At 69.9% G+C, this 9186-nt stretch carries 6 protein-coding genes; 5 read left to right on the forward strand and 1 reads right to left on the reverse strand.

Annotated elements, in window-relative coordinates:
• Positions 1-72: 72 nt before the first annotated feature.
• The 5 genes from OHA89_RS39390 to OHA89_RS39410 all read left to right on the forward strand — a co-directional run bounded on the left by OHA89_RS39390 (position 73) and on the right by OHA89_RS39410 (position 8566).
• Positions 73-1059 carry a carbohydrate kinase family protein gene (locus OHA89_RS39390; RefSeq protein ID WP_257559700.1) on the forward strand — a complete coding sequence of 329 codons (987 nt, stop codon included), beginning with the start codon at positions 73-75 and terminating at the stop codon, positions 1057-1059.
• Positions 1056-4511 carry a methionine synthase gene (metH, locus tag OHA89_RS39395; RefSeq protein ID WP_331761693.1) on the forward strand — a complete coding sequence of 1152 codons (3456 nt, stop codon included), beginning with the start codon at positions 1056-1058 and terminating at the stop codon, positions 4509-4511. Before OHA89_RS39390 ends, metH begins: the two co-directional genes overlap by 4 nt.
• A gap of 82 nt (positions 4512-4593) precedes the next feature.
• A complete protein-coding gene (gene metF, locus OHA89_RS39400; protein WP_257559879.1) occupies positions 4594-5460 on the forward strand; it encodes a methylenetetrahydrofolate reductase [NAD(P)H] in 867 nt (288 codons plus the stop codon).
• A 30-nt stretch (positions 5461-5490) separates the two neighbouring features.
• Positions 5491-6909 carry an adenosylhomocysteinase gene (gene ahcY, locus OHA89_RS39405; RefSeq protein WP_257559702.1) on the forward strand — a complete coding sequence of 473 codons (1419 nt, stop codon included), beginning with the start codon at positions 5491-5493 and terminating at the stop codon, positions 6907-6909.
• Between the two features lie 61 nt (positions 6910-6970).
• On the forward strand, positions 6971-8566 hold the full coding sequence (locus OHA89_RS39410) for an acyl-CoA carboxylase subunit beta (protein ID WP_257559703.1): 1596 nt from the start codon (positions 6971-6973) through the stop codon (positions 8564-8566).
• 107 nt (positions 8567-8673) lie between these two features.
• Here OHA89_RS39410 and OHA89_RS39415 read toward each other — a convergent pair whose 3' ends face one another.
• A complete protein-coding gene (locus OHA89_RS39415) occupies positions 8674-9180 on the reverse strand; it encodes a flavin reductase family protein (RefSeq protein WP_266615993.1) in 507 nt (168 codons plus the stop codon).
• Between the last annotated feature and the right edge of the window lie 6 nt (positions 9181-9186).

Here is a 9186-nt window from a genome sequence, read left to right on the forward strand (position 1 = left end):
CCGTACGACCGCCACCCAACCGCCCCGCCGACGGCGGGACTCCGGCCCACTCCGTCCCGATCAGGAGACCACGTGCGTATCGCGGTGACTGGATCCATCGCCACGGATCACCTCATGGCCTTCCCGGGCCGTTTCGTCGACCAGCTGCTCCCGGACCAGCTGGAACACGTCTCGCTCTCGTTCCTCGTCGACTCGCTCGAGGTGCGGCGGGGCGGGGTGGCGGCCAACATCGCCTACGGTCTCGGCGGACTGGGCCTCGCCCCCGTCCTCGCCGGGGCGGTGGGCATCGACTTCCACGAGTACGAGGTCTGGCTCAAGGAACACGGAGTCGACACCAGCGGGGTGTACGTCTCCGACACCTGCCAGACCGCGCGCTTCATGTGCATGACCGACGAGGACTCCAACCAGATCGCGTCCTTCTACGCCGGTGCGATGGCGGAGGCGGCCGAGATCGACCTGCGCGCCCTCAACGCAGCCGGGGACGCGCCCGTCGACCTGGTGCTCGTCTCGCCCAACGACCCGGCCGCGATGCTCCGGCACACCCGCCAGTGCCGGGGGCTGGGCATCCCGTTCGCCGCCGACCCCTCCCAGCAGCTCGCCCGCCTGGACGGCGACGAGGTACGGGAGCTGGTGACGGGGGCGCGCTGGCTGTTCACCAACGCGTACGAGGCCGCGCTGCTGCGCGAGCGGACCGGCTGGGACGTGGAGCAGATCCTCGACCGGGTCGGCATCTGGGTGACCACCCTGGGCGCCGAGGGCGTCCGCATCGAGCGCAAGGGCGAGCCCGCCCTCACCGTGGCGGCCGTGCCCGACATCCGCCCCGAGGACCCGACGGGCGTCGGCGACGCCTTCCGGGCCGGGTTCCTCGCCGCCGTCAGCTGGTACCTGCCGCTGGAGACGGCCGCGCAGCTGGGCTGCGCGATGGCCGCCCTGGTCCTCCAGGCCGTGGGCTCGCAGGACTACGAGGTCGAAGGCGAGCGGCTGCTGGCCACCGTCGAGACGGTCTACGGGCCCGAGTCGGCCCGGCTGCTGGGCCCGGCGCTGCGGGCGCTGACATGAGCCGCACCAGGGCCGATGCCCTCAGGGAGGCGCTCGCCACGCGTGTGGTCGTCGCCGACGGAGCCATGGGGACGATGCTCCAGGCGCAGGACCCCTCGATGGAGGACTTCCAGCAGCTGGAGGGCTGCAATGAGGTCCTCAACGTCACCCGTCCGGACATCGTGCGCACCGTCCACGAGGCGTACTTCTCCGTGGGCGTGGACTGCGTCGAGACGAACACCTTCGGTGCGAACTACGCGGCGCTGGCCGAGTACGACATCGCGGAGCGCAACTTCGAGCTGTCGGAGTCGGGCGCCCGGATCGCCCGCGAGGTCGCCGACGAGTTCACCGCCTCCACCGGGCAGCAGCGCTGGGTCCTGGGCTCCATCGGTCCCGGCACCAAGCTGCCCACCCTCGGCCACATCACCTACGCCCAGATCCGCGACGCCTACCAGGTCAACGCGGAGGGCCTGCTGACCGGCGGCGCCGACGCGCTGCTGGTGGAGACCACGCAGGACCTGCTCCAGACCAAGTCCTCGATCATCGGTGCCCGGCGGGCGATGGAGGCGCTGGGCGTTTCCGTCCCGCTGATCTGTTCGGTGACGGTGGAGACGACCGGCACGATGCTGCTGGGTTCGGAGATCGGTGCGGCGCTGACGGCGCTGGAGCCGCTGGGCATCGACATGATCGGTCTGAACTGCGCCACCGGCCCCGCCGAGATGAGCGAGCACCTGCGCTATCTGGCGCGGCACTCGCGTGTTCCGCTGTCCTGCATGCCCAACGCCGGTCTCCCGGTGCTGACCAAGGACGGCGCGCACTACCCGTTGTCGGCCTCCGAGCTGGCGGACGCGCAGGAGACCTTCGTACGGGACTACGGTCTCTCGCTGGTCGGCGGCTGCTGCGGTACGACTCCGGAGCACCTGCGGCAGGTCGTGGAGCGCGTTCGCGGCACCGCGATCACTCAGCGGACCCCCCAGCCCGAGCCCGGCGCGGCCTCGCTGTACCAGACGGTGCCGTTCCGGCAGGACACCTCGTACATGGCGATCGGTGAGCGGACGAACGCGAACGGGTCGAAGAAGTTCCGTGAGGCGATGCTGGATGCCCGCTGGGACGACTGTGTGGAGATGGCGCGGGACCAGATCCGCGAGGGCGCGCACATGCTGGACCTGTGTGTGGACTACGTGGGCCGTGATGGTGTCGCGGACATGGAGGAGCTGGCGGGGCGTTTCGCGACGGCCTCGACGCTGCCGATCGTGCTGGACTCCACCGAGGTTCCGGTGATCCAGGCGGGTCTGGAGAAGCTGGGCGGGCGCGCGGTCATCAACTCGGTGAACTACGAGGATGGTGACGGTCCGGAGTCGCGTTTCGCGAAGGTGACGGGGCTGGCGCGGGAGCACGGGGCGGCGCTGATCGCGCTGACCATCGACGAGGAGGGCCAGGCCCGTACCGTCGAGCACAAGGTCGCCATCGCCGAACGCCTCATCGGCGACCTGACGGGGAACTGGGGGATCCATGAGTCGGACATCCTCATCGACACCCTGACGTTCACGATCTGCACCGGTCAGGAGGAGTCCCGGGGCGACGGCATCGCCACGATCGAGGCGATCCGTGAGCTCAAGCGCCGCCACCCCGACGTCCAGACCACGCTGGGTCTGTCGAACATTTCCTTCGGTCTGAATCCGGCTGCCCGTGTGCTGCTGAACTCGGTGTTCCTTGACGAGTGTGTCAAGGCGGGTCTGGATTCGGCGATCGTGCACGCGTCGAAGATCCTGCCGATCGCCCGGTTCGACGAGGAGCAGGTCACCACCGCGCTGGACCTGATCTACGACCGGCGGGCCGAGGGCTATGACCCGCTGCAGAAGCTGATGGCGCTGTTCGAGGGTGTGAACACCAAGTCGATGAAGGCCGGCCGCGCTGAGGAACTCCTCGCGCTGCCGCTGGACGAGCGGCTGCAGCGGCGGATCATCGACGGTGAGAAGAACGGTCTGGAGGCCGACCTCGCCGAGGCGCTCCAGACCCGTCCCGCGCTCGACATCGTCAACGACACGCTGCTGGAGGGCATGAAGGTCGTCGGTGAGCTGTTCGGCTCCGGCCAGATGCAGCTGCCGTTCGTGCTGCAGTCGGCCGAGGTCATGAAGACGGCGGTCGCCTATCTCGAGCCGCACATGGAGAAGACCGACGACGAGGGCAAGGGCACCATCGTGCTGGCGACGGTTCGCGGTGACGTCCATGACATCGGCAAGAACCTGGTCGACATCATCTTGACCAACAACGGCTACAACGTCGTGAACATCGGCATCAAGCAGCCGGTGTCCGCGATCCTGGAGGCCGCGCAGGAGCACCGGGCCGATGTGATCGGCATGTCCGGTCTGCTGGTGAAGTCGACCGTGATCATGAAGGAGAACCTGCAGGAGCTCAACCAGCGCAAGCTGGCCGCCGACTACCCGGTCATCCTCGGCGGCGCCGCCCTGACCCGCGCCTACGTCGAACAGGACCTCCACGAAATCTACGAAGGCGAAGTCCGCTACGCCCGCGACGCCTTCGAAGGCCTGCGCCTGATGGACGCCCTGATGGGCGTCAAGCGCGGAGTCCCCGGAGTCGAGCTCCCGCCCCTGAAGCAGCGGCGCGTTCCCAAGCGGGACGCTCCGCTCCTGGTGGCGGAACCCGAGGAGGGCGGCCGCTCGGACGTGGCCGTCGACAACCCGGTCCCCGCCCCGCCGTTCTGGGGCACCCGCGTGGTCAAGGGCATCGCGCTCAAGGAGTACGCCTCCTGGCTCGACGAGAGCGCCCTGTTCAAGGGCCAGTGGGGTCTGAAGGACGCCGACACCATCGAAACGGACGGCCGGCCCCGGCTGCGCGGCTGGCTCGACCGGCTGCACACCGACGGACTGCTCGAAGCGGCCGTCGTGCACGGCTACTTCCCCTGCGTGTCCAAGGGCGAGGACCTGATCATCCTCGACGAGTTCGGCGGGGAGCGGACCCGCTTCACCTTCCCGCGCCAGCGCCGCGGCCGCCGCCTGTGCCTCGCGGACTTCTTCCGCCCCGAGGAGTCCGGCGAGACCGACGTGGTCGGCCTCCAGGTCGTCACCGTCGGCAGCCGCATCGGGGAGGAGACGGCCCGACTCTTCGCCGCCGACGCGTACCGCGAGTACATGGAACTGCACGGCCTCTCCGTCCAGCTGGCCGAGGCCCTCGCCGAGTACTGGCACGCCCGCGTCCGCGCCGAACTGGGCATCGCCGGGTCCGACCCGGGCTCCATGGACGGCATGTTCCGCACCGAGTACCAGGGCTGCCGCTACTCGCTCGGCTACCCCGCCTGCCCCGACCTGGAGGACCGCGCGAAGATCGCCAACCTCCTCCGGCCGGAGCGGATCGGCGTGCACCTGTCCGAGGAGTTCCAGCTCCACCCCGAGCAGTCCACCGACGCGATCGTCATCCACCACCCCGCGGCCACGTACTTCAACGCACGCTGACACCGGAAGGAACGATCCTTTGGCAGCCGTCATCGCAGAACGCCCCACCCTGGTCCGGCTCCGCCCCGCCGCCCGGCCCGGTGTGCGCGAGATCCTGGCCAGCGGCCGGCGCTCGTACTCCTTCGAGTTCTTCCCGCCCAAGACCGAGGCGGGCGAACGCACCCTGTGGAACGCGATCCGCCGCATCGAGGCCTTCGGCCCCTCCTTCGTGTCCGTCACCTACGGGGCCGGCGGCTCCTCCCGCGACCGGACCGTCGAGGTCACCAAGCGGATCGCCGCCGAGACGACCCTGCGCCCGGTCGCGCACCTGACGGCGGTCGGCCACTCCCGGGCCGAGCTGCGCCACATCATCGGCCAGTACGCCGACGCGGGCATCCGCGACGTGCTCGCCCTGCGCGGCGACCCGCCGGGCGACCCGAAGGGCGTGTGGACCCCGCATCCGCAGGGCTTCACGCACGCCCACGAGCTGGTCAGCATGATCCGGCAGCTGGGCGACTTCAGCGTGGGGGTGGCCGCGTTCCCCGAGCGGCACCCGCGCTCCCCGGGCTGGACCGAGGACGTCCGGCACTTCGCCGCCAAGTGCAAGGCGGGCGCCGACTACGCCATCACGCAGATGTTCTTCCACGTCGAGGACTACCTGCGGCTGCGCGACCGGCTGGACTCGGTGGGCTGCCTGACCCCGGTGATCCCCGAGATCATGCCCGCCACCGACGCGCGCCAGATCCGCCGCTTCGCCGAACTGAGCGACGCCCGCTTCCCCGACGCCCTGGCCCGCCGCCTGGAGGCCGTGCAGGACAACCCGGCCGACGGCCACAAGGTGGGCGTGGAGTACGCGACCGCGATGGCCCAGCGCCTGCTGGCCGAAGGCGCCCCGGGTCTCCACTACATCACCCTCAACCGTTCCACCGCGACGCTCGAGATCCATCAGAACCTGGGCGTCACCGCCTAGCCCCGCCATCCACCACCGGAGTAAGTCACCATGACCAGCCAGACCCCTGCCGATTTCACGGACTACAAGGTCGCCGACATCACCCTCGCGGAGTTCGGCCGCAAGGAGATCACCCTCGCCGAGCACGAGATGCCCGGCCTGATGTCGATCCGCGCCGAGTACGCCGCCACGCAGCCGCTCGCCGGCGCGCGGATCACCGGCTCCCTGCACATGACCGTGCAGACCGCCGTCCTGATCGAGACCCTGGTCGCCCTCGGCGCGGAGGTCCGCTGGGTCTCCTGCAACATCTACTCCACCCAGGACCACGCGGCCGCCGCGATCGCCGCCGCGGGCATTCCCGTCTTCGCCTGGAAGGGCGAGACGCTGGAGGAGTACTGGTGGTGCACGGAGCAGGCCCTGACCTGGCCCGGCGCCGACGGCCCGAACATGATCCTCGACGACGGCGGTGACGCCACCCTCCTGGTCCACAAGGGCGTCGAGTACCAGAAGGCCGGCGAGGTCCCCGACCCGTCCACCGCCGACAACGAGGAGATGGCCCTCGTCCTGGGCCTGCTGGCCGACACCGGGATCGACTGGGTCAAGCTCGCCGCCGGCATCCGCGGCGTCACCGAGGAGACCACCACGGGCGTCCACCGCCTCTACGAGATGCACCAGGCGGGCGAGCTCCTCTTCCCGGCGATCAACGTGAACGACGCCGTGACGAAGTCGAAGTTCGACAACAAGTACGGCTGCCGCCACTCCCTGATCGACGGCATCAACCGTGCCACGGACGTCCTGATCGGCGGCAAGGTCGCGGTGGTCTGCGGTTACGGCGACGTCGGCAAGGGCTCTGCCGAGTCGCTGCGCGGGCAGGGTGCGCGGGTCATCGTCACCGAGATCGACCCGATCTGTGCGCTCCAGGCGGCGATGGACGGCTACCAGGTCGCCACGCTCCAGGACGTCGTGGAGACGGCGGACATCTTCATCACCACGACCGGCAACAAGGACATCATCATGGCCGCGGACATGGCCAAGATGAAGCACCAGGCGATCGTGGGCAACATCGGTCACTTCGACAACGAGATCGACATGGCCGGTCTGGCGAAGATCGAGGGCATCGTCAAGGACGAGGTCAAGCCGCAGGTCCACACGTGGAAGTTCCCCGACGGCAAGGTTCTGATCGTGCTGTCCGAGGGCCGTCTGCTGAACCTGGGCAACGCGACGGGTCACCCGTCGTTCGTGATGTCGAACTCCTTCGCGGACCAGACGCTGGCCCAGATCGAGCTGTTCACCAAGCCGTCGGAGTACCCGACCGACGTGTACGTGCTTCCCAAGCACCTGGACGAGAAGGTCGCCCGCCTCCACCTGGACGCGCTGGGCGTCAAGCTCACCACCCTGCGCCCCGAGCAGGCCGCCTACATCGGCGTCCAGGTCGAGGGCCCGTACAAGCCCGACCACTACCGCTACTGACGGCCCCTCACGGCGGACACCCGCGTTCGAGCCGGGCTTGAGAGCCCGGCCGGATGCTGGGATGTCGGGCACGGGCCACCGGAGCAACGTCGAGGAGAGTCAGTTGGAGAGTCTGCGAGAGCGCGCCACGGAGCTCGCGGCGATACGGGCCCTGGCCGTGGCCGGACCCGGTGACCGCGCGACGGCCGCGCAGCACGCCAAGGGCAAACTGACGGCTCGCGAGCGCATCGAGATCCTCTTCGACGAGGGCTCCTTCTGCGAGGTCGAGGGCCTGCGCAGGCACCGTGCGACGGGCTTCGGCCTGGAGGACAAGAGGCCCTACACCGATGGTGTGGTGACGGGCTGGGGCACCGTCCACGGCCGCACCGTGTTCACCTACGCGCACGACTTCCGCATTTTCGGCGGCGCGCTGGGCGAGGCCCACGCGGAGAAGATCCACAAGCTGATGGACCTCGCGGAGGCCGCCGGCGCCCCGATCGTGGGCCTGTGCGACGGCGCCGGCGCCCGCATCCAGGAAGGCGTGACGGCCCTCGCCGGGTACGGCGGCATCTTCAAGCGCAACGTGCGCAACTCCGGGGTGATCCCGCAGATCTCGGTGATCCTGGGCCCGTGCGCCGGCGGCGCCGCGTACTCCCCGGCGCTGACGGACTTCGTGTTCATGGTGCGCGGCACCTCGCAGATGTTCATCACGGGCCCGGACGTGGTCCAGGCCGTCACCGGCGAGGCCGTGACCATGGAGCACCTGGGCGGCGCGGACAGCCACGGAGCGGTGTCCGGCGTCGCCTCGTTCGTCTACGACGACGAGCGCGGCTGCCTGGAGGACGTCCGCCACCTGCTGTCCCTGCTGCCGTCCAACAACCGCGAACTGGCCCCGGCCGGTGACCTGGAGGACCCGGCGGACCGCCGCAACGACAAGCTGCTGGACCTGGTCCCGGCGCGCCCGACCCAGGGCTACGACATCCGCGACGTGATCGAGGAGATCGTCGACCACGGCGACTACTTCGAGGTCCACGGCCAGTGGGCGCGCAACATGGTCTGCGCGCTGGCGCGCCTGGACGGCCGGCTGGTGGGTGTGGTGGCGAACCAGCCCTCGCACCTGGCGGGCGTGCTGGACATCGGGGCGTCCGAGAAGGCGGCGCGGTTCGTGCAGTTCTGCGACGCGTTCTCCATCCCGCTGGTCACCCTGATCGACGTGCCGGGGTTCCTGCCGGGCGTGAACCAGGAGCACCAGGGGATCATCCGCCACGGCGCGAAGCTCCTGTACGCGTACTGCAACGCGACGGTGCCGCGGATCAGCCTGGTCCTGCGCAAGGCGTACGGCGGCGCGTACATCGTGATGGACTCGAGCGCGATCGGCGCGGACGTGGCCCTGGCCTGGCCGACGAACGAGATCGCGGTCATGGGCGCGGAGGGCGCGGCGAACGTGATCTTCCGCCGGGAGATCGCCGACTCCGCCGATCCCGAGGCGACCCGGGCGCAGCGGATCAAGGAGTACCAGTCGGAGCTGATGCACCCGTACTACGCGGCCGAACGCGGCCTGGTGGACGACGTCATCGACCCCGCCGAGACCCGCTCCCGGCTGATCGCCACCCTGCGCATGCTGCGCGCCAAGAACGCGCCGCAGCCGAGCCGCAAGCACGGCAACCTGCCGCTCTAGCACGTACGCAAGCCCGCAACGCAGTGGAGCCGGGACGGGGATCACCCGTCCCGGCTCCACGCTTGTCCGCGCCCCGCCCGACGGATCACGCCGGGCGGGGCGCGGGGTCAGGTGGCGGTGCGGAAGGCCCGCTGATACCAGAGCAGCGGCCGGTCCGAGCCCGCCAAACGCACCTCCAGCACCCGGCCGACCAGCAGGTCGTGGTCGCCCAGGGTGATCCGGTCCGCGAGCGCGCAGCGCAGCGCGAGCGCGTCGGGCACGTGCGGCAGGCCGGGGCTGTCCGGCCACTCCTCCAGCGGCGCACCGGCGAACCGGTCGACGCCGCTGGTCGCGAAGCGGCCCGCGAGGTCGCGGTGCTCGTCCCCGAGCACGTTGATCACGAACTCGGGGACCTGCGTCAGCGCCTCGTGGCAGCTGGAGGTGTGCGCGATGCCGACCAGCACGAGGGGCGGCTCCAGCGACACCGAGGTCACCGCGCTGGCGGTGAACCCCCAGGGCTGCCCCTGTGCGTCACGTGTGGTGACCACGGTCAGCGGCGCCGCCAGCAGGGACATGGCTTTCTTGAAGGTCGACCCGTCGACGGCGGGCCACTTCTCTTGCAGTTTGGTCGACATGTTGGC

Source organism: Streptomyces sp. NBC_01546, from assembly GCF_045208355.1.
Lineage (GTDB): Bacteria > Actinomycetota > Actinomycetes > Streptomycetales > Streptomycetaceae > Streptomyces.

Excerpts from the sequence above, each read along its gene's own strand:
- metH (WP_331761693.1), top strand. The coding sequence starts at position 1,056 with ATGAGCCGCACCAGGGCCGATGCCCTCAGGGAGGCGCTCGCCACGCGT.
- ahcY (WP_257559702.1), top strand. The coding sequence starts at position 5,491 with ATGACCAGCCAGACCCCTGCCGATTTCACGGACTACAAGGTCGCCGAC.
- OHA89_RS39410 (WP_257559703.1), top strand. The coding sequence starts at position 6,971 with ATGTCGGGCACGGGCCACCGGAGCAACGTCGAGGAGAGTCAGTTGGAG.
- OHA89_RS39415 (WP_266615993.1), bottom strand. The coding sequence starts at position 9,180 with ATGTCGACCAAACTGCAAGAGAAGTGGCCCGCCGTCGACGGGTCGACC.